Source organism: Amycolatopsis benzoatilytica AK 16/65 (assembly GCF_000383915.1).
GTDB lineage: Bacteria > Actinomycetota > Actinomycetes > Mycobacteriales > Pseudonocardiaceae > Amycolatopsis > Amycolatopsis benzoatilytica.
Window position 1 is genome coordinate 3741265 of sequence record NZ_KB912942.1, and the last position, 22767, is coordinate 3764031.

18 protein-coding genes and 1 riboswitch are annotated in these 22767 nt (G+C 71.3%); of the genes, 6 read left to right on the forward strand and 12 right to left on the reverse strand.

Annotation, left to right across the window (positions count from 1 at the left end):
- Nucleotides 1-86: 86 nt before the first annotated feature.
- Entirely contained in the window at nt 87-1115 is a 1029-nt protein-coding gene (gene mgrA, locus AMYBE_RS0117060) for an L-glyceraldehyde 3-phosphate reductase (RefSeq protein WP_027927739.1), read from the forward strand.
- 274 nt (nt 1116-1389) lie between these two features.
- On the opposite strand, the gene AMYBE_RS0117065 is transcribed toward mgrA, so the two are convergent.
- Nucleotides 1390-1914 (reverse strand): PadR family transcriptional regulator, encoded by a 525-nt coding sequence (locus AMYBE_RS0117065; protein WP_020660603.1) that lies wholly within the window; start codon nt 1912-1914, stop codon nt 1390-1392.
- 85 nt (nt 1915-1999) lie between these two features.
- On the opposite strand from AMYBE_RS0117065, the gene AMYBE_RS0117070 reads away from it, so the two are divergent.
- The 4 genes from AMYBE_RS0117070 (at nt 2000) to AMYBE_RS0117085 (ending at nt 7316) form a co-directional block, all read left to right on the forward strand.
- Nucleotides 2000-2560: a hypothetical protein gene (locus tag AMYBE_RS0117070; RefSeq protein ID WP_020660604.1), complete on the forward strand. Its 561-nt coding sequence runs from the start codon at nt 2000-2002 to the stop codon at nt 2558-2560.
- Between the two features lie 355 nt (nt 2561-2915).
- Entirely contained in the window at nt 2916-4115 is a 1200-nt protein-coding gene (locus AMYBE_RS0117075) for an ROK family transcriptional regulator (RefSeq protein WP_027927740.1), read from the forward strand.
- Between the two features lie 103 nt (nt 4116-4218).
- The gene (locus AMYBE_RS0117080; RefSeq protein WP_020660606.1) at nt 4219-4950 is read left to right on the forward strand and encodes an HAD family hydrolase; all 732 of its coding nucleotides are present in this window, start codon (nt 4219-4221) and stop codon (nt 4948-4950) included.
- Nucleotides 4947-7316, forward strand: a complete 2370-nt coding sequence (locus AMYBE_RS0117085) for a glycoside hydrolase family 65 protein (protein ID WP_020660607.1) — start codon at nt 4947-4949, stop codon at nt 7314-7316. The genes AMYBE_RS0117080 and AMYBE_RS0117085 overlap by 4 nt, the downstream gene beginning before the upstream one ends.
- Nucleotides 7317-7366: 50 nt before the next feature.
- On the opposite strand, the gene AMYBE_RS0117090 is transcribed toward AMYBE_RS0117085, so the two are convergent.
- The 5 genes from AMYBE_RS0117090 to AMYBE_RS0117110 all read right to left on the reverse strand — a co-directional run bounded on the left by AMYBE_RS0117090 (nt 7367) and on the right by AMYBE_RS0117110 (nt 13633).
- On the reverse strand, nt 7367-7546 hold the full coding sequence (locus AMYBE_RS0117090) for a hypothetical protein (protein WP_020660608.1): 180 nt from the start codon (nt 7544-7546) through the stop codon (nt 7367-7369).
- A 93-nt stretch (nt 7547-7639) separates the two neighbouring features.
- Complete coding sequence (locus AMYBE_RS0117095) at nt 7640-7843, reverse strand: hypothetical protein (protein WP_154676232.1); 204 nt, start codon at nt 7841-7843, stop codon at nt 7640-7642.
- Nucleotides 7844-7884: 41 nt separating this feature from the next.
- The gene (locus tag AMYBE_RS0117100; RefSeq protein WP_020660610.1) at nt 7885-8847 is read right to left on the reverse strand and encodes a Ppx/GppA phosphatase family protein; all 963 of its coding nucleotides are present in this window, start codon (nt 8845-8847) and stop codon (nt 7885-7887) included.
- A 244-nt stretch (nt 8848-9091) separates the two neighbouring features.
- Entirely contained in the window at nt 9092-10132 is a 1041-nt protein-coding gene (locus AMYBE_RS0117105; protein WP_020660611.1) for an LLM class F420-dependent oxidoreductase, read from the reverse strand.
- A 177-nt stretch (nt 10133-10309) separates the two neighbouring features.
- Entirely contained in the window at nt 10310-13633 is a 3324-nt protein-coding gene (locus AMYBE_RS0117110) for a DUF885 domain-containing protein (protein ID WP_020660612.1), read from the reverse strand.
- 258 nt (nt 13634-13891) lie between these two features.
- Here AMYBE_RS0117110 and AMYBE_RS0117115 point away from each other — a divergent pair, with 258 nt between their 5' ends.
- Complete coding sequence (locus tag AMYBE_RS0117115; RefSeq protein WP_020660613.1) at nt 13892-15169, forward strand: AsnC family protein; 1278 nt, start codon at nt 13892-13894, stop codon at nt 15167-15169.
- Nucleotides 15170-15262: 93 nt separating this feature from the next.
- On the opposite strand, the gene AMYBE_RS0117120 is transcribed toward AMYBE_RS0117115, so the two are convergent.
- From AMYBE_RS0117120 to AMYBE_RS0117145, 6 genes are all read right to left on the reverse strand, one after another.
- Nucleotides 15263-16189 carry an RluA family pseudouridine synthase gene (locus tag AMYBE_RS0117120; protein ID WP_020660614.1) on the reverse strand — a complete coding sequence of 309 codons (927 nt, stop codon included), beginning with the start codon at nt 16187-16189 and terminating at the stop codon, nt 15263-15265.
- Nucleotides 16186-16818, reverse strand: coding sequence for a signal peptidase II (gene lspA, locus AMYBE_RS0117125; protein ID WP_020660615.1), 633 nt, complete (start codon nt 16816-16818; stop codon nt 16186-16188). The genes AMYBE_RS0117120 and lspA overlap by 4 nt, the downstream gene beginning before the upstream one ends.
- A gap of 139 nt (nt 16819-16957) precedes the next feature.
- On the reverse strand, nt 16958-18295 hold the full coding sequence (locus AMYBE_RS0117130; protein WP_020660616.1) for an aminotransferase class V-fold PLP-dependent enzyme: 1338 nt from the start codon (nt 18293-18295) through the stop codon (nt 16958-16960).
- A 40-nt stretch (nt 18296-18335) separates the two neighbouring features.
- A riboswitch (SAM riboswitch) is annotated at nt 18336-18450 on the reverse strand.
- Between the two features lie 97 nt (nt 18451-18547).
- Nucleotides 18548-20026: a potassium/proton antiporter gene (locus AMYBE_RS0117135; RefSeq protein ID WP_027927742.1), complete on the reverse strand. Its 1479-nt coding sequence runs from the start codon at nt 20024-20026 to the stop codon at nt 18548-18550.
- Nucleotides 20027-20125: 99 nt separating this feature from the next.
- Nucleotides 20126-20821, reverse strand: a complete 696-nt coding sequence (locus AMYBE_RS0117140; protein ID WP_020660618.1) for an ArsR/SmtB family transcription factor — start codon at nt 20819-20821, stop codon at nt 20126-20128.
- A gap of 47 nt (nt 20822-20868) precedes the next feature.
- A complete protein-coding gene (locus tag AMYBE_RS0117145; RefSeq protein WP_020660619.1) occupies nt 20869-22452 on the reverse strand; it encodes a penicillin-binding transpeptidase domain-containing protein in 1584 nt (527 codons plus the stop codon).
- Nucleotides 22453-22767 lie beyond the last annotated feature (315 nt).

The following is a 22767-nucleotide window of genomic DNA, read 5'->3' on the forward strand; positions in this document are numbered from 1 at the left end:
CACGAAACCAGGTATTAAGCAGTAAACAGGCATGTCACCCACCCGTGCGCACGGCTCGGCGACGCCTTCCGAGCTAGCATCGCGGCGTGACTTACGTTGCCGCTGATGCCCGATACGACTCGATGTCCTACCGCCGCTGCGGGCGCAGCGGCCTGAAGCTGCCCGCGATCTCGCTGGGGTTGTGGCACAACTTCGGGGACGACCGCCCGCTCTCCGTTCAGCGCGACATCGTGCGCCGGGCGTTCGATCTCGGGATCACCCATTTCGATCTGGCCAACAACTACGGCCCGCCCTACGGCAGCGCCGAGTCGAACTTCGGGCGGATGCTGGCCGGGGACCTCCGGCCGTACCGGGACGAGCTGATCATTTCCACCAAGGCCGGGTACGACATGTGGCCCGGGCCGTACGGGGAATGGGGGTCGCGGAAGTACCTGCTGGCCAGCCTCGACCAGTCGCTGGGCCGGATGGGGCTGGACTACGTCGACATCTTCTACTCGCACCGGTTCGATCCGGAGACGCCGCTGGAGGAGACCGTCGGGGCGCTCGACCGGGCGGTTCGTTCCGGCAAGGCGCTGTACGTCGGCATCTCGTCGTACAACTCCGCCCGCACCGCCGAAGCCGCGCGGCTGCTGCGCGAGCTGGGCACCCCGCTGCTCATCCACCAGCCGTCCTACTCGATGTTCAACCGCTGGACCGAATCGGACGATTTGCTGGGCACCCTGGAACAGGCCGGTGCCGGCTGCATCGCCTTCTCGCCGCTGGCCCAGGGCCTGCTGACCAACCGGTACCTGGACGGTGTCCCGGCGGATTCCCGTGCCGCGCAAGGAAAGTCGCTGGACCCGGGCTCGATCACCGACGAGAAGGTGGGCAAGATCCGCGCGCTGGCCGAGATCGCTGCCCGCCGCGAGCAGACCCTGGCGCAGCTGGCCCTGGCCTGGGCACTGCGCGACCCGCGCATGACGTCCCTGGTGATCGGCGCCAGCAGCGTGCGGCAGCTGGAAGACAACGTCGCCGCCCTGAACAACCTGGACTTCACCGCCGAAGAACTGGCCGAGATCGACCGCTACGCCACCGAAGAGGACATCAACCTCTGGAAGCGTTCCACCGACGCCTGACCCAGTCCGTGAAGGGCCCTTTGCCGGACTCCCATTCCGGCAAAGGGCCCCTCACGGATCCCCATTCCCCCAAGGGACCCTTCACGGACCCCCATTCCCTCAAGGGACCCTTCACGGACCCCCATTCCCTCAAGCGGCCCCTCACGGACCCCTACTCCCTCAGGGGGCCCTTCACGGACCCCCATTCCCTCAAGCGGCCCCTCACGGACCCCCATTCCCTCAAGGGGCCCTTCCCAGCGTTGAACCCGGCTCGGTGTGCCCGCCGGGCCACTGCTCAGCCGCGCTCGGAACGGACCACCTCGGCCGCCCACTCCGCCCACTCCCGCTCCATCGCGGCGTACCTCTTCCCCCACTCCAGCGCCAGCCGCCCGAACACCGACGCGTCGCTGTCGTCCCAGTCCACCGCCTGCTCCACCCGAGCCAGCTCTTCCCCCAGTCCCCGGGCGGACTCGGCGTTGGCCGTCAGAAAGCCCCGAGCCTGCTCCGGTGAAACCTCCCCCAGGAAGTACACCCGCAGCAGCATCTCGTTCCGCCGTGGCGCGACCGGGCGCTCCTCCAGCAGCCAGCTGCGCAGCACCTCCCGCCCCGAGGGCGTGATCGCGTACTCCTTCCGCCCGCGCGGCCCCTCCGCGGCCACCTCGATCAACGAGGACTTCTCCAGCTTCCCCAGCTCTCCGTACAACTGGCTCTGGGTGGCCGTCCACACCAGCCCCATCGCCGACTCGAACCTCTTGAGCAGGTCGTAACCGCTGCCCGGGGATTCGGCCAGCAGCCCGAGCACCGCGTGTCGCAACGTCATGCACTCACTCTACCTTCCAGCATTGACATGTCTAGCTCACACCTTCTAACGTAGACATGTCACTACAGGAATATGAGGGGAACCGATGAACTACCTGAAGAGCTTCCTTCCGTGGATCGCCTTCGCGATCGTCTCGACCTTGACCGAGTGGCGCTGGTCGGCACTGATCGGCCTGGCCCTCGCAGCCAGCGTCCTCCTGCTGGAACGCCGCTGCGGCAAGGCATGGGACACGCTCTTCATCGAAGTCTCCGCCGTTTCCTTCTTCGCATTGCTCGCCATCTGGTCCTTCGCCGACCCGACGTCGCCGGCCAAGGACTATGTCGGCGCGCTCACCGATCTCTGGCTCGCCCTGACCTCGTGGGGCTCGATCGCCGTCAGGCGCCCCTTCACTCTCGGCATCGCGAAGACGATGGTGCCGCCGGAGATCGCCGCGACCGCGGTGTTCCGCAAGGTCAACGTCGTCATCACCGCCGTCTGGGCGGCCAGCTTCACCGTCGCCGGGATGGCCGAAGCCCTGCTGTTCCATTTCGCGCCGCACGCGACCGTCGCGCTCGTCGTGCTGAAGGTGCTCGGCTTCGCCGTCCCGATCTCGTTCACCATCCGGTACCCCCGCGTGGTGCGGGCCCGCGCCCAGCAAACCGCCTGACCCCACGGCCACCATGGACCGGCTAGACGCTCGCGCCCGGCGCACGACGAACCGACCGCCCGCGACCTGTCCGTCACCGGCACGGTGCCGCCCGAACTGACCGGCCGGTCCGGGCCCCCGAATCTCTTCCACCGTGCGCGACCGGCCAGACCGGACCTGTCACCGCGGCCGGGCCTTCGCTTCCAGGCGACCGCGAACCCGCGTGCCGTCCCCGTGTTCCGCTGGCCGAGGACGTATCGTCGGCGCACGACCTCCGCCTGCCCCGGGCCGGAAGAAAAGAAACTTTCCTGCCAAAGCGGGGCGTATCCGGTTACCGTGGCAGGAAGGAAGTCCGAACGGGAAGGAAACTCAGCACGTGGCAGGGGCGGCTACACCACCGGTCGGCACCCCGGCCGGGATGCGCAGGATCAACCAGCGGGCAGTGCTCGATCTGCTGCGCCGCGGCGGTGCCGCGACCCGGCCGCAGGTGGCCAAGGACACCGGGCTGTCGAAGCCGACGGTGAGCCAGGCGCTGCTGGCGCTGGAGGCGGCGGGCCTGGCCAGGGCAACCGGCCACACCTCGACCGGCACCGGCCGCTCGGCGGTGCTCTACGAGGCGGACCCGACCGCCGGTTACGTGCTGGGCCTGGACATCGGCCGCGAGCACATCCGGGTCGCGGTCGCCGATCTCGGCCGCACCGTGGTCGCCCGTCGCGACGTGCGCAACACCGCCCGGTCCGGCAGCGCGCTGATCGCCGCGCTCGGCAGGCTGGCGGACGAAATCGTCGCCGAAGCCGGTCTGACGAAGGACGACATCGTTGTCCGCGTGCTCGGCTCCCCCGGTGTCGCGGACCCGGTGAAACGCTGTTTCCGGCACGCGCCGAACCTGCCCGGCTGGGGCAGGCCGGGTCTGCTCGACGACCTGGAACAGGTGCTCGGGCCGGACCTGGTCGTGGAGAACGACGCGAACCTCACGGCGGTCGGCGAATGGGAAAGCGGGGCCGCCCGCGGCGCGTCGGTGGTCGGCTGCATCACCATCGGCACCGGCGTCGGCATGGGCGTGATGGTGGACGGCCGGGTGTTTCGCGGCGCGACCGGCGCGGCGGGCGAAATCGGCTACCTGCCCTACGGCCGCACCCGGGTCGCCGACGAGCCCGGCGAACCGCCGGCGCGCGGGCACCTGGAGGAAGCGACCGCCGCCCAGTCCGTGGTGCGCGGCGCGCGGGAACTCGGCCTGGGCACCGCGCGGTCGGCACGCGAAGTCTTCCGGCTCGCCCGCGAGGGCGACGAGCTGGCTCAGCGCGTCGTGGCCGAGGAAGCCGACCGGCTGGCCTACACGGTCGCGTCCGTCGCCGCGGTGATCGACCCCGAGCTGATCGTGCTCGGCGGCGGCGTCGGCACCGCGGCGGACTTGCTGCTGGAGCCGATCGACCGGGCGCTGCGCTCGTTCACTCCGCTCACCACCACTGTCGTGCAAGGAGAACTCGGCGACGACGGCGTGCTCACCGGCGCGATCAGCGTCGGGCTGCGGGCCGCCGAACGGCTCGTCTTCGAACGCCGGGTCGGCGCCGCTTGACCAGCCGGGAAGGGAACATTCAGGGACTCGGAGTCCTTGACTGTTCCCTTCCCGGCCAGCCGCGACAGCCGCGAAGGTCGGCGTCAGCAGGTACCTTGCAGGCATGATCGGACTGCCCGACACCATCACCGCCTGCCTGTTCGACCTCGACGGCGTGCTGACCGGGACGGCCGTGCTCCACCGCGAAGCGTGGAAACGGACGTTCGACGAGTTTCTGCGCAGCCGGGACGGCGACGGTTTCCAGGAGTTCACCGACAACGACTACGCGGCCTACGTCGACGGCCGCCCGCGCGCCGACGGCGTGCGGGAATTCCTTCGCTCGCGCGGGATCGAACTGCCCGAGGGCACTCCGGACGACGCCGTCGACGCGCCGACGGTCAACGGCGTCGGCAACCGCAAGAACGAACTGTTGCTGAAGATCATCGACGAGCACGGCGTGGATCCCTATCCGGGATCCGTGCGTTATCTGGAAGAAGCGCGGCGCCGCGGGCTGCGGATCGCCGTGGTGACGTCGTCCGCGAACGGCGCGAAGGTGCTGGACGCGGCGGACCTGTCGCGATTCGTGCAAGCGCGAGTGGACGGTCTGGTGATCCGCCGCGACGGCCTGAAAGGCAAGCCGGCGCCCGATTCGTTCCTCGCCGGAGCGAAGGAACTCGGGGTGGCGCCGGAGCAGGCGGCGGTGTTCGAGGACGCGCAGTCCGGCGTCCAGGCGGGCAAAGCGGGCGGCTTCGGCTACGTCGTCGGCGTCAACCGGCAGAACCAGGCCGCCGAACTGCGCGCGCACGGCGCCGACATCGTGGTCGACGACCTCGCCGAACTGCTGGAGGCCAAGTGACGGAACACGGTTACGAATGCGCGCCGTGGGAGCTGCGCTGGCGCGGGCTGGACGTGGATGCGTTGCAGCGCACCGAATCCGCGTTCGCGGTGTCCAACGGCCACATCGGCCTGCGCGGGACATTGGAGGAGGGTGAGCCGCGCGGGCTGCCCGGCACCTACCTCAACGGGTTCTACGAGCAGCACGAACTGCCCTACGCCGAGGGCGGTTACGGCTACCCGGAGGAAGGCCAGACCGTCGTCAACGTGACCGACGGCAAGATCATCCGGCTGCTGGTCGAGGACGAGCCGCTGGACATGCGCTACGGCATCGCGACCGCGCACGACCGGGTGCTGGACTTCCGCAAAGGCACGCTGCGCCGGGTCACCGAGTGGTCCTCCCCCACCGGACGGCGCGTGCGGGTGACCACCGAACGGCTGGTTTCGTTCACCCAGCGCGCGGTCGCCGCGATCCGGTACGAGGTCGAGCCGCTGGACGAGGACCTGCAGCTGGTCGTGCAGTCGGATCTGCTGGCGAACGAGCCGATCGAGTCCGACACCCGCGACCCGCGAGTGGCCGCCGCGCTGCACGCGCCGCTGGTCGGCGAGTTCAGCCAGGCCTCGGGCTACCAGGCCGTGCTGGTGCACCAGACCCGGATGTCCGGCCTGCGGATCGCCGCCGCGATGGACCACAAGATCGAGGTGGACGACGGGCTGCGCACCCGCATCCACGCCGAGGAGGACCTGGCCCGGCTCACCGCCGCGGTCGACGTGCCGAAGGGCGGCCGGCTGCGGCTGACCAAGTTCCTCGCCTACGGCTGGTCCGCGCAGCGGTCCGCGCCAGCGCTGCGAGCCCAGGTGGAGGCAGCACTCGCCGGCGCCCGCCAGACCGGCTGGAAGGGGCTGGCCGCCGAGCAGCGGCAGTTCCTGGACGACTTCTGGGCCACCTCGGACATCGAAATCGAGGGCGACCCCGAACTGCAGCAGGCAGTCCGGTTCGCGCTGTTTCACCTCCTGCAGGCCGGGGCCCGCGGCGAGACGCGCGCGATCGCCGGCAAGGGCCTCACCGGCCCCGGCTACGACGGGCACGCGTTCTGGGACACCGAAACGTTCGTGCTGCCCGTGCTGACCTACACGATGCCGGACGCCGCCCGCGACGCGCTGGTCTGGCGACACTCCACAATGGACAAAGCGCGCGACCGCGCCACCCAGCTGGGCTTGCACGGCGCGGCTTTCCCGTGGCGGTCGATCACCGGCGCGGAATGCTCGGCGTACTGGCCGGCCGGCACGGCGGCGTTCCACGTGAGCGCCGACATCGCCGACGCAGTGGTGCGCTACGTGAACGCGACCGGCGACGAGCAGTTCGAACGCGCCTGCGGCGCCGAGCTGCTGCTGGAAACCGCGCGGCTGTGGGCGTCGCTCGGGCATTTCGACCACCACGGCCACTTCCGCATCGACGGCGTGACCGGGCCGGACGAGTACTCGGCGGTCGCGGACAACAACGTCTACACGAACCTGATGGCCCGCAAGAACCTGCTGGCCGCGGCGGACGCCTGCGAGCGGCACCCGGAGGTCGCCCGCGAGTTCGGAGCGGACGCCCCGGAGATCGATTCCTGGCGCGCCGCGGCGGAGGCCATGGCGCTGCCCTACGACCAGGAACTGGGCGTGCACCCGCAGTCGGAAGGGTTCCTGCAGCACGCCGAGTGGGATTTCGCCGGCACCGAGGACGACTCCTATCCGCTGCTGCTGAACTACCCGTACTTCGACCTGTACCGCAAACAGGTCGTGAAGCAGGCCGACCTGGTGCTGGCGCTGCACCTGTGCGGGGATTCGTTCAGCCCGGAAGAAAAGGCGCGCGACTTCGCCTACTACGAAGCGCGGACAGTCCGGGATTCGTCGCTGTCGGCCGGCACGCAGGCGGTGATCGCCGCCGAGGTCGGGCACCTGCAACTCGCCTACGACTATCTCGCCGAGGCAGCGCTGACCGACCTGCACGACGTGCACAACAACGTGCGCAACGGCCTGCACATGGCCTCGCTGGCCGGGGCCTGGCAAGCCACCGTGGCCGGCTTCGGCGGTCTGCGCGACCACGGCGGACAACTGTCGTTCGCCCCGCGCCTCGCCGCGGAACTGGGCAGCCTCACGTTCCGCCTGGCATTCCGCGGCACCCGGTTCCAGGTCTCGATCCGCCCCGACGCGGCCACCTACCAGGTGCTCAGCGGGCCGCACCTGGACCTCGTCCACCACGGCGAGCGGTTCACCGTCACCGAGCAGCCGGTGGAGCTGACCATCCCGAAGATCGACCCGGGTCCGGCACCGGTCCAGCCGTTCGGGCGTGCTCCGGCCCGCCGGGACCCGGCGAAGGCGCGGCAGTTCCGCAGCGAATGAACGCGCCGCGGTCGCGCTGAAGACCTCAGCGCGACCGCGGCGCGGACTTCTCAGCAGAGTTCGGCGCGTGCCGACTGGACTTTGAGGCCGGTTCCGAGCACCCGGGTCTCGCTGCAGTACTTCCCGTGTCCTTCGCAGACACCGTCCACCGTCACGGTGCCGGTGACGAAGCCTTCGAAGAAGCGCCCGCCTGCTTGCGGATCCAGACCGGCCACATCTTTGTCGATCACTACTTGGAGCCGGACCAATCCGCCGGTTTTTCACTCATTCAGCGAGTTAACGGACATTCCTGCCGAATGGCCGGGCAAGGTACTCCGGCTCGATCAGGACGTCGGGTCGTCGTCGGTGCCCGGGACCGCGGGAACCTCGTCCGTTCCAGCCGGGCTGAGGTCCTTCCCCGGAATGTTCGCCACCTCGCCGGTCAGCTCGTCCGGATCGGGCAGCTCGGATTTCCGCTTGCCCGGGAACGGTGTCTCGTCCTCGTCCTCGGAGCGGCGGTGCGGATGGAACTCGCTGCGCGGAGTCATGTCTCCGGCATACCGCGTTCTCCGGCCCGGCACCAGCGTCTTCACGCGGCCGGCCGAGACCACTTCTTCCCGGTCGCGTCGGTGAGCTGGTCGAGCAGTGTCAGCAGCAGCCCGTCGCGGGTCGACCACGGGCAGATCGTCATCTTCCCGCCCGCGACGGTCAGCAGCGCCTCCGCCACGATCGCACCGCCGAGCGCCTGCTGGGCGCGCTGGCGGGAGATCCCCGGCAACTGAGCCCGCCGCGCCGACGGCATCGCCGACAGCCGCGGGATCCACTCGCGCACGTCTTCCAAGTGCAGCTCGCGGGTCCTCCCCGGCCGGTCGCCGGCCAGCCGGGCCAGCTGGCGGAGCACCTTCGAGCAGCCGGCCACCCGGTGCTCGGCCAGCTCGTCCTTGACGTCGCCCAGCGCGGCCGCCACTTCTTCCAGCGCGTGATCGCGCAGCGCGCGCACCTGCTTGCTGCGGACCGGCGGCTCGGCGGGCAGCCAGTCGCGGGTCACCGAACGGGCGCCCAGCGGCAGCGAACGCGCGAACGTCGCCTGCTCCCCCGAGCCGGCGGACAGCTCGACCGTCCCGCCGCCGATGTCCAGCGCCAGCAGCGGACCGCCGGCCGCGCCGTACCAGCGGCGCGCGCCCACGTAGGTCAGCTCCGCTTCGCGGCGGCCGGACAGGAAGCGCAGCTCGACACCGGTCTCGCCGGCCACCTCGCGAACCGCCTCCCGAGCGTTCACGGCGTCCCGGATCGACGACGTGGCCAGCGGGAACACGTCCTGCACGCCGTGCTCGCGGGCGACTTCCATCCCGGTGCGGACCGCGGCCGCGACGGCTTTGACGCCGGACCGGCTCAGCCGGCCCTCGTCGTCCAGCTCGCGGTCCAGCCGCAGCCTCGTCTGATGGGTGAGCACCGGGTCCATCGGGGATCCGCCAGGTTCGAGCACGACCAGCCGGGCACTGAACGACCCCACGTCCAGCACCGCGGCCGAGAGCCCTTCGATCTTGCGCACAGCCTGGCCTACCTCGCTTTCGCCCCGCCGACGGATTCGCCACTGAACCCGTTCTTACCCCCAGCCGCGCTCCGCGCTGAGCGGAATTGACGGCATTTCGACGGCGGCATCGACCTGAAGTGCGGCTTCTTCACACTTGGTTGGCCGGTATCTTACCGGATGCGCTCCAGCGGCTATTTCCGCGCTGAGACGCGGGTCACTCCGGACTTCGAAGTCGAGCGGCCGCGCAACGAGCCGCGCGAACTCATCCGAGCAGCTCTTTCAGCTTCGCCACGTTCGCCACCCGGGCCTCGCGGCCGGGCTGCAGCGGATTGACGGCCAGCGTGGTCGCGCCCGCCTCGGCGAACGCCGCCAGCCGCTCCTTGACGTAGCCGGCCGGGCCGACCAGCGAGGTGGCGCGCAGCAGCTCCAGCGGGACCGCCGCGGCGGCCTCTTCCTTCTTTCCGTCCAGGTACAGGTCCTGGATCAGCTTCGCCTCGGCCTCGTAGCCGTAGTTGCAGGCCAGCGTGTTGTAGAAGTTCTTGCCGCGGGCACCCATTCCGCCGATGTAGAGCGCGAACACCGGGCGCACGTAGTCGAGCAGGTGATCCACGTCGTCGCCGATCGCCAGCGGCGGCGCGGCGAACACGTCCAGCTCGCCCAGTTCCGGCGCGCGCTTCGCCTTGCCCTCGGCCAGCGAGGCGCCCCACACGTCGTTCGCCTTCTCCGGGTGGAAGAAGATCGGCTGCCAGCCCTCGGCGACCTCGGCGGCCAGCGCGACGTTCTTCGGGCCCAGCGCGGCGAGCACCACCGGGATCCGCTCGCGCACCGGGTGGTTGATCAGCTTGAGCGGTTTGCCCAGGCCGGTGCCCTGGTCGGCGGGCAGCGGGATGGTGTAGTACTTGCCGTCGTGCACGACCCGCTCGCGCCGCCACACCTGGCGGCAGATCTCGATGATCTCCCGGGTGCGGCCGATCGGCGCGTCGTACTTCACGCCGTGGAAGCCCTCGATGACCTGCGGGCCGGACGCGCCGAGGCCGAGGGTGAACCGGCCGCCGGACACGAAGTCCAGCCCCGCCGCGGTCATCGCGGTGAGGCTCGGCGTGCGGGTGTAGATCTGGAAGATGCCGGACATCAGGCCGACCCGCTCGGTCTTCGCGGCGAGGAAGCCGAGCTGGCTGACCGCGTCGAAGCTGTACGCCTCGGGAACGAAGACGATGTCGAGCCCGACCCGCTCCAGCTCCACGATGTCCGCGACGCTCTCGGCGAACCCGCCTGAGTAGCTGACGCCGGTCCCGATCCTCATCGCTGCCCCATTCCCTGCCGGTCGACTCTGACTAAGCGTTTGCTCATTATGGCGGCGGCCCCGCGACGGCGCTACGGCGTGGGTCACACCGCGGCGCGACTCGGCCGCTGCCCGTGGTCCGCGAAGGGCCCCTTGCCGGAATCTGATTCCCTCAAGGGGCCCGTCACGGACACGCGACTAGCGGGACGCGGACACCTCCGCGATCCACGCGCCGACCACCGTGTCCAGAGTGGACAGCGGAAGGATCCCGTTGCCCAGCACGACGTCGTGGAACGCGCGGATGTCGAACCGGTCGCCGAGCGCCGCCTCCGCCTCGGCGCGGACGCGCTGGATCTCCAGCCGCCCCACCATGTAGCTCAGCGCCTGACCCGGATTCGCGACGTACCGGTCGATCTCCGCCTCGATCTCGATCTTCGCCATCGGCGTGTGCTCGACCAGGTAGTCCACCGCCTGCTGCCGGGTCCAGCCCAGCGCGTGCAGCCCGGTGTCCACCACCAGCCGGCCGGCCCGCATCGAGTCCTGGGTGAGCATCCCGAAGCGGGTGACGTCGTCGGAGTACAGGCCCATCTCGTCGGCCAGCCGCTCCGCGTAGAGGCCCCATCCCTCGATGTAGGCGTTGAACGGCGCGATCCGGCGCAGCAACGGCAGATCGGCGAGCTCCTGCGCGAACGTCAGCTGGAAGTGGTGTCCCGGTACGGCTTCGTGGAACGCGATCGCTTCGCTGGTGTAGCGCGGCCGCGAGCTGGCCTCGTAGGTGTTCGCGTAGTACGTGCCGGGCCGGGAGCCGTCGAACGCCGCCTGCAGGTAGTAGGCGATGGTGCCGCTCGCGGCGTCCGCCTCCGGTACCGGGGCCACCTCGCACTTGGCGTCCGGAACCCGGGAGAACCATTGCGGAGCAACGGTTTCTGCCCGGGCGATGGCGGTACGGGCACCATCCAGCAGCTCCTCGCCGTCGCGCCAGCGCAGCGCGGGGTCGTTGCGCAGCCGCTCGAAGATCTCCGAAAGCTCGCCGGTGCCGAACAGCTTGGCGCCCAGCTCGCGGTATTCCTCCGCCAGCTGCTCGCCAATGCGCAGGCCCGTCTCGTGCAGCTCCGGTGCGGTGCGGTCGGTGGTGGTGTGCGCGCGGATCAGGCCCTGGTACTTCTCCAGCCCGCCCGGCAGGTGCGAGATGCCCGGCTGGCTGTCGGTCTTCGCCACCGGAAGCACCTTCTCGGCGAGGAAGTCCCGGTAGCGCGCGTACGCGGGCCGGACGACCTCGGCGAGCAGCCGGTCGCGTTCCTCGGCGAACCCGGCGACCTCGACCGCCGGCGTCACCCGGAACGGGTCGCCCGCCTCGTTCGCGAGGTACCGCTCGACGTACTCGATCCCGGTGCGCACCAGGAAGTCCGGCGGCGCGAACCCGTCCGCCACGGTCGAGCCCTGCGCGTCGATCACCGCGTCCAGGTAGCCGCCGACCGCGGCCAGCCGGGCGAGATAGTCGCGCGCCCGGTCCTCGTTGTCCGGAACCAGCGCCGGCAGGATGGTGATCAGGTTCAGCGCGGGCGAGCTGAAGCCGTCGCTCACCGCGAACCCGGACAGCCGCGAATCGATCGTGTCGATCGCGCCGCGGGCGTGGGTGAGCACGACCTCGCGGGTGACGACCTCGGACGCGCTGAGCCCGGCCGGGTCGATCGCCTCGGCCCGCTCGGCGAGCGCGGCGTACGCGGCCCGGTCCCGCTCCGCCGCGGCGAGGCTCGGGTCGGCCAGCTTGGTGTGGTCGCCGGGCAGACCGTAGACGGTGCGCTCCAGCGGCTCCCGCTCGAAGTCCAGCTCGATCAGCTCGGCGGCCAGCCCGTTGACGGTGTCGCCGTGGCCGGCCACCCACTCGGTGACCACCGCGTCGAGCACCGACAGCGGCAGCGAACCGCCGGACAGCACCAGGTCGTGGAACTCGCGGATGTCGAACCGGCTGCCGAGGCGCTCTTCGGCCTCCTGGCGCAGCCGCTGGATCTCCAGCCGGCCCACCATGTACGCGAGCGCCTGGCCCGGGTACGCGAGGTAGCGGTCCACCTCGGACTCGATCTCGACCCGCGCCATCGGCGTGTGCTCGACCAGGTAGTCCACCGCCTGCTGCCGGGTCCAGCCCAGCGCGTGCAGCCCGGTGTCCACCACCAGCCGGCCGGCCCGCATCGACTCCAAGGTGAGCATGCCGAGCAGCGCCACGTCGTCGGAGTACAGGCCCATCTCGTCGGCCAGGCGCTCGGTGTAGAGGCCCCAGCCCTCGGCGTATGCGGTGAACCCGCCGATCCGGCGCATCAGCGGCAGGTCGGTGAGGTCGAGCGCGGCGCTGAGCTGGAAGTGGTGGCCCGGGATCGCCTCGTGAAACGCGGTCGCCTCGGCGGTGTGCCGGAACCGCTCGGTCGCCTCGTGCGTGTTCGCGAAGTAGGTGCCCGGCCGGGACCCGTCGACCGCGGGAGGCATGTAGTACGCGGGCGGCCCGCCCGGTGCGGAGTCCGCCGGAACCGGCTCGACCACCCAGGGGTGCTGCGGGATGCGGCCGAACCACTTCGGCGCCTCCGCCTCGGCGCGCGCGATCGCGGTGCGCGCGCCCTCGAGCAGCTCGTCGGCGCTGGTCCAACGGAGCTTCGGGTCGGTGCGCAGGCGCTCGAAGATCTCCGGCAGCTCGCGGGTGCCGAAGACCCGCTCGCCGAGCGCCTGGTACTCCGGGACCTGCCCGGCGATCACCGCGAGGCCGGTTTCGTGCAGGTCCCGCGGGGTGCGGGTGCTGGTGGTGTGCTTGCGGACGAGCCGGGCGTAGATCTCGTCCCCGCCCGGAAGCCAGGAGACGCCGGCCTTGTCGTCGGGGCGGCCGTGCTGGAGGACTTCGGCCTCGAGGAAGTCGCGGTACTCGCGGAAGCCGGGACGCACGACCTCGCGCAACAGCTGGGCACGCCGCTCGGCGAAGTCCTCGTCGGGCGCCTCGTGCCGCGCCAGCGGGTCGCTGTCCGGCTCGGCGAGGTACCGGTCGATCTGCGCGATCGCCCCCTTGACCAAGCGCTCGACCGGCACCCGCCCGGCGGCGATGCCGTCGCGGTGCCGCTGCGCGAACGTGCGCAGATAGCCCGGGATCTCGGCGAGCCGGCCGAGATGCGCTTCCGCGACCGAACCGGCGGCCATCGGCATCATCGGCAGGACGGTCAGCAGCGCGGAGGCGGGCCCGATGAACAGATCGGAGACGGTGAACTCGGCCGCGTGGCTGTCGAACTGGTCGAACACCGCGTCGATCGAACTGAGCAGCACCTCCCGAGTGACCCGGTCGGCGCTGTCCAGCCCTGCTGGGTCGATCTCTTCGGCGCGCGCGCGAAGGCCGGCGAGCACCTCCCGGTACGCGGCCTCGGCAGCCGCCCCCGGATCGCCGAGCCCCGGCGCGTCCGGCCGAATCCCGAGCACAGCGGCGTCGAGCGGCTCATGGTCGAACGACGCCTCTACGAACTCGTCGGCGAGATCGGAAACGACGGACATCGGCAGTGCCCCCAAGGATTGACGTCAGGTGTGCTGCCGACCCTAATCGAGATCGGAGCCGGGCCGGGCGGTGATTCGCCCGGACCGCGAACACGGGCCCGCGCGATCCTCGCCCCCCTGCCCGCACCCGCCGCCGCCCAGTCCCCTTCTCGCCCCGCTGCCGAGACGGTCCGCCCCGCATCCGGTGAACCGGGGCACGCCGGATGCGGGAGTGCGGCCTGGTTCGGCGGGCGAGGCGGTAGCGTTGCCGGAGTGGCCGTGACCGATCCCGCCGACATCCGCCTGCTCGCCGCGCTCGCCGAGCTGGGCAAGGGGGCTGTCCACGAACTCGCGGCGAAGGTCGGGATGGATCCGCGAGAGGTCGCGTACCGGCTGGTCGCGCTGTCCGGCAGCGGGCTGCCGCTGCTCGTCGGCGTCGAGAGCGACCCCAACGGGCTTCGTGCGGCGATCTCCGGAGCGCCCGCGTCCTGGCAGCGTCCGCAGGGCGGGCCTGGGTCCGCGCCGTTCCCGGCAGCCCGGCCCCAAGGCGGCCCCGCAGCCGGACCACAAGGCGGCTCGCCCAGCACCTCGGGGCCGGTCTCGCCCGCGCAAGCCGGGATGAACCCGGGCGTTTCCGGCGCCTACCCGCCCGGCCCCAACGGCATTCCCGCGTCCGGGGCGAGGCCGAACCCCGCCGTCTCCGGCGCGTACCAGCCCGGTCCCAACGGCATTCCCGCCGGGCCGAACCCGGGGGTTTCGGGTGCCTACCCGCCGCCGAACGGACCGGGTCCGATGCCCGGCCCGGGGACGTCCGGCGCCTTCTCGGCAGGACCCAACGGCATTCCGGCCGGGCCAGGGATGTCCGGGTCGTACTCGCCGGGCCAGACCGGGCTGCCGAATCCGGGCCGGTCCGGCGCGTATGCCCCGGCGCAGACCGGCCTGAACCCCGGCGTCTCCGGCTCGTACCCGCCCGGACCGAACGGTATTCCGGCGGCGCAGCCGTACGGAACGCCCGCACCGCCGCCCAACGGCTACAGCGGACCGGCCGCGCATCCGGACCCGGTCCTGAGCACCTGGGGCGTCCCGCAGACCGCGTCGTGGGCGCGCGGCGACGATCCTCGTCCCGCCGCCGGCCCGGCCAAGAAGGGCCGGATCGGCGAGACGATGCAGTCCCAGGGCCTCGAGGGCGAGCAGTTGTCGGTGCAGCTGCTCGAAGTCCAGGACCCGGCCGACTTCCTCTTCGGCGCCGCCGGCTACCGGCTGGAGGACGGCGAGCGAGCTGTCGTCGTGCACACCGAGATCACCAACCGCGGGCCGATCCCGTTCGCGTCGTTGCCGGACAACTACCTCGAGCTGGTCACCGACAGCGGCGACGTCGTCGGCAAGGCCCCGGTTTCGCTCACCTCGCGGCCGCCGCACAAGATCGGCGTCCAGCCGGGCGAAACACTCGGCGGGCACACCGTCTACGTGCTCCCGGACGCGACCCGGGTGGTCGCCGTCCGCTGGAGCCCGCGCCCGGAGCCGGACGAGCGCACCCTGACCTGGTCGGTCGACTAACCCGAAGTTCGTGAAGGGAACATTGGGGGACGCAGAGTCCCTCACTGTTCCCCGCACGCACCGGAACCAGGATCGACCGGGACCGCCGGGCGGCTAGTTTCCGTCCCGGAGGATCTCCAAGGCCCCGGCGAGGTCGGCCGGGTACTCCGCCTCGAACTCGACCCAGCGGCCGTCCGCCGGGTGCGCGAAGCCGAGCGTCCGCGCGTGCAGCCATTGCCGCGAAAGGCCTAGCTTGCGTGCCAGCACCGGGTCCGCCCCGTAGGTCAGGTCCCCGGCACAGGGGTGGCGCAACGCGGAGAAGTGCACGCGGATCTGGTGCGTCCGCCCGGTCTCCAGCTTCACGTGCGCCAGCGACGCCGCCCGGAACGCCTCGACCACCTCGTAGTGCGTGACGCTCGGCCGTCCGCCCGCCACGACCGCGAACTTGTAGTCGTGTCGCGGGTGCCGGTCGATCGGGGCGTCGATGGTGCCGCGCATCGGGTCCGGGTGGCCCTGGACGACGGCGTGATAGCCCTTGTCGACGGTCCGTTCCTTGAACGCCCGCTTCAACACGGTGTACGCGTGCTCGCTCTTCGCCACCACCATCACGCCGGTGGTGCCCGCGTCGAGCCGGTGCACGACGCCCTGGCGCTCGGCCGCGCCGGACGTCGAGATCCGCAGCCCGGCGGCGGCCAGCCCGCCCACCACGGTCGGGCCGGTCCAGCCCGGGCTCGGGTGCACGGCGACGCCGACCGGCTTCGAAATCACCACGATGTCGTCGTCGTCGTGCAGGATCCGCATGCCTTCGACCGGCTCGGCGATGATCTCCGCCGGCCGTTCCGGTTCGGGCAGGGTGACCTCGAGCAGCCCGCCGCCGGTGAGCCGGTCCGATTTGCCCGCCGGACGGCCGTCCAGCAGCACGTCGCCCGCCTCGGCCAGTTCGGCGACCGCGGTGCGGGAGAGACCGAGCATCTTGGCCAGCCCGGCGTCGACCCGCATTCCGTCGAGCCCGTCCGGGACGGGCAGCATCCGGGCGCTCACGCCTTTTCCTTCTTCTTGCGCGTCGAGGTGCCGTCGTAGTCCCGGCCGAGCAGCGACAGGAGCACGATCAGCGCGCCGCCGACGGTGATCCCGCAGTCGGCGATGTTGAAAATCGCGAAGCCCTGCCCGTTCGGCACGAACGCGGAGATGAAGTCCACGACGTGGCCGCGCAGGAATCCGGGTTCGCGGAAGAACCGGTCGGTCAGGTTGCCGAGCGCGCCGGCGAGGACCAGGCCGAGGCCGATCGCCCAGCCGACCGAGCGCAGCCTGCGCGCGATCCACACGATCGCGACCACGACGGCGATCGCGATCAGGGCCAGCACCCAGGTCATGCCGGTGGCCATGGAGAACGCCGCGCCCGCGTTGCGGATCACCTGCAGGTAGATCAGCCCGCCGAGGATCGGCTTCGGCGGCTGGCCCTCCAGGTTCGCCACCACGAGGTTCTTGGTGAGCAGGTCGAGGGCCCAGAGCACCGCCGCGACGGCGAACACCACCCAGACGACCCGTCGTTTCGGCGCCTGCGCTTCAGTCGCTTCGGTCTCGGCCGCGGCAGTGTCGGCCGCCCCCGGCTCGGGCGGGTCCACGGGCGGGGAGACTTCGGATTCGGACGGCGAAGGGTCGGTGCTCACTCCCCCATTGTCCACGTCCGCGCCCGGGCGGGTCGCGGCGGCAGGCAGCACCGGCGGAGCCGGCCTAATCCGGTCGCTCGAACCACGCCGGAGCGGCCGTCATCGACGGCATGACCCGCTCGCCCAACCTGCCGCGTGATCAGGAACAGAACGGGGGCAGCTCGCGCGGGTCTCCCACCGGAGCCCACCGCCCGTCCGCCTTCGCGTACTCCCACCGCGCACCGCGGGCGATGACCTGCCGCAGCGCAAGCACCAGGCGGTCCACATGTTCCTCAGTGCTGCCCAGCCCCAGGCTCACCCGCACCGCCTGCTGCCCGTCGGCACCGGTCTCCCGGATCAGCCGCCGCGTCGCCACGTGTGCGCAGAACGCCCCGTCGCGAACCCCGATCCCGTATTCCGCCGACAGCACCGCCGCCAGCCACCCCGGGTCAAACCCGTCCAGCACGAAACTCACCGTGCCCACCCGGTCCCCCGGAGCATCGAAGAACCGCAGCTCAGCGCATCCGGGAAGGCCGGCCAGCCCCTTGCGCAGCCGCTCCAGCAGCGCGGCTTCGTGCGAGCCCACGGCATCCCAGCTCGCGGCCAGCTCCTCGCAGGCGACCCCCAGCGCATACACGCCGACGGTGTTCGGCGAACCAGCCTCGTGCCGCTCCTCGCCGGTGTTCCACACGACGGCTTCCTCGGTGACCAGCTTCGTCGCACCCCCGCCCGCCAGGTACGGCTGCGCCGCCCGCAACCAGTCGCTGCGTCCGATCAGCGCACCGGCGCCGAACGGCGCGTACAGCTTGTGCCCGGACAACGCGACGTAGTCGACATCCAGTTCCCGCAACGAAATCCGCCGGTGCGGTGCCAGCTGCGCGGCGTCCAGCGCGACTCGCGCACCGTGTTTCCGGGCCACCGCGGCGATCTCGGCGACCGGCAGCAGCTCGCCGGTCACGTTCGACGCGCCCGCGACCACCACCAGCCGGGGCCCTTCCGGGCAGTCCGCCAGCGCTTCGTCCACAACGGACACCGCGGCGAGCCGGGTCCGCGGCAGCTGCACGCGCCGCACGTTCGGGCCGCGCCACGGCAGCAGCGCGGCGTGGTGCTCGCTGTCGAAGACGACGACAGAAGTCTTGCGCGGCAACGCTTTCGCCAGCAGGTTGAACGAGTCGGTGGTGTTGCGGGTGAAGACCACCGAGTCACCGGCGCGGGCGTCGACGAAGCGGCGCAGGATGTCGCGCGTGCGCTCGTACAGCCGGGTGGAGACCTGGGACGCGAACCCGGCGCCCCGGTGCACGCTGGCGTACCAGGGCAGGAACTCCTCGACCGCCGAGCGGACCTTGTCCAGACAGGGCGCGCTGGCCGCGTGGTCGAGGTTGGCGTACCCGATGTCGCCGCCGGTCACCAGCGGCACTCGCAGCGCCGCACCGGCGACCGCGGGAACAGTGGCGGGACCAGCGTAAACAGCAGTGGTCCGGTCGAGTGCGAGAGTCATGACGACGCCTCCTCGGCGTTCCGGGGGACCCCCGGCGAGGGGCCCGCGCTTGCCTGCCGCATGGCGCGACCGGCCTGGTCTTCACCCGGGGCACCCCACCGCGGTAGGAGGGTTGCCGGCCAGCAAGCCGGGGCTTCGCGCTGGCACTCATGACCTGACCCGGACGATAGCGGACTACCCCGGCACTGAGCCAGCCCCTTCCCGTGATCTGAGACGGCGGTCACCCCGTTCATCCACAATGGACACTGGAGATCAGGCGCCGGACTCCCCGCGCCAGCGCGCGAGCCGGCCCGCCCGGTCCACCGCCCGGATGCGCGCTTCGGTGGCGTCGCGGACGTCGGCGGTCGCGACCACCAAGAGCTGATCGCCCACTTGCAGCCGGCTCGTCTTCTGCGGCGTGAACCCGGTGCCCCCGCGGACCACCAGGCTCACCGTCGCGCCGACCGGCAGCCGCAGTTCGGACAGGTACACGCCGTGCAGCTTCGAACCCTTCTGGATGCGCACCTGCAGCAGCTCCGCGCCGAGTTCGTCCAGCGGCGCGGCGTCGACCTCGATCTCCTGCGCCTGTCCCGATTTCGCCAGCCCGAGCACCCGGGCGAGCGGGCTGAGCGTCGCGCCCTGCAGCAAGGTGAGCACGATGACGAGGACGAACACCGCGTCCACCAGCCGGTCCGCGCCGGGAACCCCTTGCGACAGCGGGATCATCGCGAGCACGATCGGCACCGCGCCGCGCAGCCCGGCCCAGGACAGGAATGCTTGGTCCCGCCACGGCAACCGGAACGGCAGCACCGACAGCACCACCGACAGCGGACGCGCGAGCAGCAGCACCACCGCGCCCGCGACCAGGCCCGGCACCAGCGCTTCGAGCAGCCGGCTCGGCGACGCGAAAAGACCGAGCAGCACGAACAGTCCGATCTGCGCGAGCCAGCCGAGCCCTTCGGCGAACGACAGCGTGTCCGACCGGTGCGGCAGTTTCGAGTTGCCCAGCACGAGACCGGCGACGTAGGTGGCCAGCAGACCGGAGGCGTGCGCCAGCTGCCCCGACGAGTAGGCGAGCACGCAGACCGCCACCGTGGCGAGCGGGTACAGGCCGGTCGCCGGAAGAGCGGCGCGGCGCAACGCTTGCGCGCCCAGCCAGCCGAAGGCGACGCCCAGTGCCAGCCCGGTGAGCAGTTCGTAGATCACCAGCAGCGGCAGCGACCAGTCGACCGCTTCCCCGGACGCGAGCACCACCACCGCGATGTAGGCGGGCGCGTCGTTGATGCCGGACTCCAGCTCCAGCGCGCCGACCAGGCGTCTTCCAACGCCGGCCGTGCGCAGCACGGAAAAGACCGCCGCGGCGTCAGTGGACGCGAGAACCGAACCCCACAACAGCGCCATTCGCCAGTCGAGCCCGAGCAGCCAGTGCAGCGCCGCGCCGGTGACCGCGATGCTGATCGCCACGGCCACTGTGGACAGCATGATTCCGGGCCGCAGCGAGGCTTTCACCGAGGACCAGCGCGTGGTGAGCCCGCCTTCGGTGAGGATCAGGACGAGCGCGGCGAGCCCGAGCGCCTGGGTGAGCGCGGGGTTGTCGAACCGGATGCCGAACCCGGCTTCGCCGAGCACGACGCCGATCCCGAGGTACAGCAGCAGCGACGGAAACCCCAGCCGGATGGACACCCGCACGGCGACCACGGAGACCAGCAGGACCAGGCCCCCGACGCCTAACAGCAAGGGAAGTTGGTCCACTCCTCGCCTCCCGTCCCGGCCGCCCGCAGGCGTCCAGAATAGTGAGGCGGCGTCCGGTTCCCGACCGCGCACCACCGGTCGGGGGACCACTGGAGTGTGTTACGACGCTCGCATTGCGCGCAGAGTGGCGAGATCGACTCCCAGCGTCGCGAAAGGCTCCTCCGCGCCGGGCAGGACCCGGACCGCGCGCTGCTGGTCCCGGGTCAGCCAGCCGGCCGTCACCGCCCGCTCCAGCAACGCCGCCGGCGCCACCCCGGCCAGGTGCTCCCTCCGCTCCGTCCAATCCAGACAGTCGCGCAGCATCGGCCGCCGCGGCCGGTCCGGCAGCTCGACGCCGAGGCCGGCGAACGCCGCCCGGCCGGCGTCGGTGAGCGAGAGCCCGTCCGACACGTCGATCAGGCCGCGGCCGATCATCCCGTCTCGCAGCGCCACGCCGAGCGTCCCGGCGAGGTGGTCGTAACAGCTGCGAGCGAACGACAGCCGCTGCACCCGAAGCGACGTCCGCAGCCCGTCCGGGCGCTTGAGCTCCGCATGCTGAGCCAGATGCTCGATCAGCTCCGCCACGCGCGGACTCGCCAGTCGCACGTACGCGTGCCGCCCCTGCTTCGCCCGCGCGACGAATCCGGCGTCCTGCAACCGCGTCACGTGCTCGCTGGCCGTAGACACCGCGATCCGCGCCGCGCCAGCCAGCTCGCCGACCGTCCAGGCGCGGCCGTCGAGCAGCGCGAGGCACATGGTCGCGCGGCTCGGATCGGCCAGCACAGCGGCGACTTCGGCGAGGGCGACGGTTTCCATCCGTCCACGGTAAGGCGCGAACAGTTCGGCCGCGGCCGAAGCGCCGGCTAGCTCAGTCCGCCGAGGAACTGCGCGCCGAGCTGGACGGCCGGCTTCGAATCGTTCGCTCCCTCCAGGAAAATGGCGAACGCGAGGTCGCCGCGGTAGCCGACGAACCAGCCGTGCGCCTCCGCACCGTCCCCGAACTGCGCGGTGCCGGTCTTGCCGAACACGGTGCCGGACCTCGCCAGTCCGGTCGCGGTGCCGCCGGTGACCACTTCGCGCATCATGCCGCGCAGCGCCGACAGCACCGGGCCCGGCGGCGGGAGGTAGCCGGAGTTGACCTTCGTGCCGTCCGCCCACAGCCGCGGCACGACGGTGCGCCCGGACGCCGCGGTCGCCGCCATCACCGCCGCACCCATCGGGCTGACCTGCACCTTTCCCTGGCCGATGCCGTCCTCGACCTGCTCGTCCGCGTTGGCCGCCGGGTCGACCCGGCCCAGCTCGGTGGGCACGCCGTCGATCGCGAAGTCCGCATTGAGCCCGAACTGGCTGGCCGCCTTCGCCAGCCCGTCGGCGGGCAGCTGCGACGCGAGCCGGCCGAACGTGGTGTTGCAGGACTTCGCGAACGCCCTGTGCACGGTGGTGGTGCCGAGGTCGAATCCTTCGTTGGACAGCGTCCGCGTGCCGATCCGGTCGGTCAGCGGACAGGGCACTTCGGAATCCGGCGTGACCAGCCCGGCCTCCAGTGCCGCGGTCGCGGTGACGATCTTGAACGTGGAGCCGGGTGCGTACTGGCCGCTGAGCGCCGCCTTCGGATTGGTTTCGCTGCTGTTCTGCGCCACCGCGAGCACGTCCCCACTAGAGGGTTGGAGGGCGACGATGACCGCCTTGCCCGGATAACCGTCGACCGTGGACTGCGCCGACCGCTGGACCGCGGCGCTGAGCCCGCTGACCGCCGGCTTCTGGTCGCCGTCCGGGTTCCCGAACAGCGTCTCGACGGGTTTGCCGCCGGCGTCGACGCGCTGGACGGCGAACGCTTGAGCGGCCTTGCCGTGCGAAGTGAGCGCCGAACGCAGCAGCGGGAATGCCTTGTCGTCCGCCGGGTGCAGGCCGGCCGGGCCGGACACGATGAGCGGCTTGCCGTCGCGGTCCACCACCGCCGGGACGTCGGAGGAAGCGAGCACCAGCCGCTCGCCGTCGGCCAGCTTCGGATGCAGCACGGCCGGCACCCAGTGGACCAGCCACGTGCCCTGCGACTGGACGAGGCCGAGGCTGCCCGAGTACGTCCAGACGCGGCCGGCGCCGAGATTCCAGTCGTAGGTGTAGCCGGCGGTGGCGTGGCCGCCCTGCGCCGCGCTGACCTGGCCGAGCTTGGCGGTCAGCGTGCTCGGGCGGAGCGTCGACCAGGCGCCGTCCATCGCCGGCCCGGCGGCGCCGGGAGCGTCGGTCAGCTTGCCCGCCTCGACCGAGTCGCGCTTTCCGAAGGCGAGCAGGAAATCGCGCGCCGCCGAGGTCGGGTCAGCCGGGCCCTGCGAAGCTTCTGCGGAAACGTCGGTTCCCGGCGCCGCGGAAGTCGATCCCCCGCCGGTGAGCAGCACGACCGCTGCCACCACGATCGCGACCACAGCCAGCGCGCCACCAATCAGCACGCCTCTTTTTCCGGCAGGACTCACCGTCGTTCCCCCTCGCCCCGCGCGGTCCGCCCGCGCCCCTGGACTCAGCTTGCCCATCGCCGAGCGCGATCGGACGTTACCGGAGGGAATGCGGCTTTTCCGGCGCCGATTCGTGATCGGCACCGGAATGGCGGTACCGGTGGCTGGGGTATAGGGCGTTATACGGAGGTTTTGCGCCGATGCCGCCTCCGGTGAGCAGGTCGGCTCGTGGTGGCCAGGTGTGCGTGAAGGGAACATTGAGGGACTCAGAGTCCCTCAATGTTCCCTTCACGGACTTGCCGCTCAGCGCTG